Annotated in this window: 1 protein-coding gene; it reads right to left on the reverse strand. The window is 67.5% G+C overall.

Annotated elements, in window-relative coordinates; translation table 11 throughout:
• Positions 1 to 29: 29 nt before the first annotated feature.
• Positions 30 to 1,649, reverse strand: coding sequence for an IS1634 family transposase (locus tag GA0115254_RS00005; protein WP_093893174.1), 1,620 nt, complete (start codon positions 1,647 to 1,649; stop codon positions 30 to 32).
• Positions 1,650 to 1,780: the final 131 nt, after the last annotated feature.

Genomic DNA, 1,780 nt, shown 5'->3' on the forward strand with positions numbered 1-1,780 from the left:
CACTAGCCGGTGACTTCGCACATGGGGATTTAGGTCTCCAGCCAGCGGGGTCTGGTTTCATCGATGCCGAGGAGTTCGAGCAGGTGTGCTTGGACTCCTTGGCTGATGAGGATGGTGGGCGGGTCGGTGGCGGTGCCGGGGCGGAGCATGAGGCTGTCGAGGTGGTAGAGGATCATGCGTCCGGTGGGGCGGACCCTGCGGTTGTCGGGGTAGAGGCCGCTCATAGTCTGCTCGGGGCCCAGGGCCTGGCGTACTTGGCGTTCGATCAGGCAGAACACCAGCAGTGCAAGGCAGATCACGCTGATCAGGGCGGCGATGCGTCGATTGTGTTCCAGGAAGACCGGCGCGACTGCGAGCGGGCCCTTGAAGTCGCTGTAGCGGCGTTCGACTACGCCTTGGCCCTTGTAGCGCCGTAAGACCTCGGCGGCATCGGCCTGCTCGGGAGTGAGTCGGGTGACCAGGGCGTACCAGCCGTCGGCGGCGGCCTGCGCGTCCAGGACGTCCTGGTCGAAGTGCCAGGTCAGCGACGGGCGGCCGTCGGTATCGGTGGTGACGGTGGTGCGCAGGCAGCTCGCCACGCGGCGGGTCTTGGCGATCACGCCGATCCGGGCCTCGACCTTGGCGGCGGTGTTGTAGTAGCGGCCGCCGGCGGAACACTGCAGTTTGTCCAGGTCCTCCGCCGCCCTGGCCAGGCGTTTGGCACGGGCGGCCTGCTGGCCTTTGGCGTTGCCGGTGGAGTGGACCAGGATCCGACGCAAGGTATGTACGGGATCACGCTTGCGGGGCCCGGCCATGACGTGGACGTCTTCCAGGACCCGGTAGGACTCCCGCTGGTCGGCGGGGGTGTTCCGCTCGCGGTCGCGGTCGTTGACGTAGCCGACCAGCTGAGCGGAGTCCACGTCCAAGGCGGCGTAGACCTCGTCCTTGACCTGGGCGGCCGGGAGCGGGGCGATGAAGTCGACCTTCGCGTCCAGCAGCGCGGTGATGTTCGGGTACGACACGAGCTTGGAGTCCGCGACCAGCAGGAAGTCCTTGCGGTCGGCGATCTTCCGCAGGGCCTTCATCGCGCCGACGACCTGGGCGACCTCGCCCGCGCCGCCGTCGTAGACCCGGTGGAAGAGCGGGATGCCGCCGTCGCGGCTGACGGCCAGCCCGGCCTGGATCTGCTTCAGGTCCACCCGCCGGTCCTTGGGGTGACCGTACCTGACCTGCGGGAAGCCTTCTTCCTGGTCCTCGTAGGCACCGAACAGCGACAGCGAGGTCATGTCCCAGTGAATCTGGGCGGCATCGACGCCGAACTCCGCGATGGCCTGCGCGCCGACCGAGCCGGTGATCTCCTCCAGATTCGGTGCGATCGCGTCCAGCGCGCGGACGAGCCGATCATCATTGAGCAGCTCAGGCTCTACGCCGAAGACTTCCTCCACGGCCCACTTCCGTGCCCAGTCCTCCACCCGGACCATCGACGTGGGCGAGGACAGACGGTTGGCGACCAGCACCTCGATGACCTGCCCGTGGGTCAGATGCGCCACGTCCCGCACCGGGCACAGCTCGTCGATGATCCCGGCCACGTCCAGCCGGCGCAGAAACTCGGCAGAGGCAGGCAGAGCGCCCAGACGCCTCTCCACCACAGGGGTCAACTCCACCGCCATGCGGGGACGCTGGACCCGGGAACGACGCGTACGAGATATCGGCACGTCCCACTCAACGAACCACACCCGTCCAGGTACCGGCCACATGACCGGATCATCCGATCCGGTCATGTGCGGAGGATGGGACTAGC

The organism is Streptomyces sp. Ncost-T10-10d (assembly GCF_900091955.1).
In the GTDB taxonomy this organism is placed as follows: Bacteria; Actinomycetota; Actinomycetes; order Streptomycetales; family Streptomycetaceae; genus Streptomyces.

What these genes read in the sequence shown, in the direction of transcription:
- GA0115254_RS00005 (WP_093893174.1), bottom strand. Translation starts at nt 1,649, where the DNA reads ATGGCGGTGGAGTTGACCCCTGTGGTGGAGAGGCGTCTGGGCGCTCTG.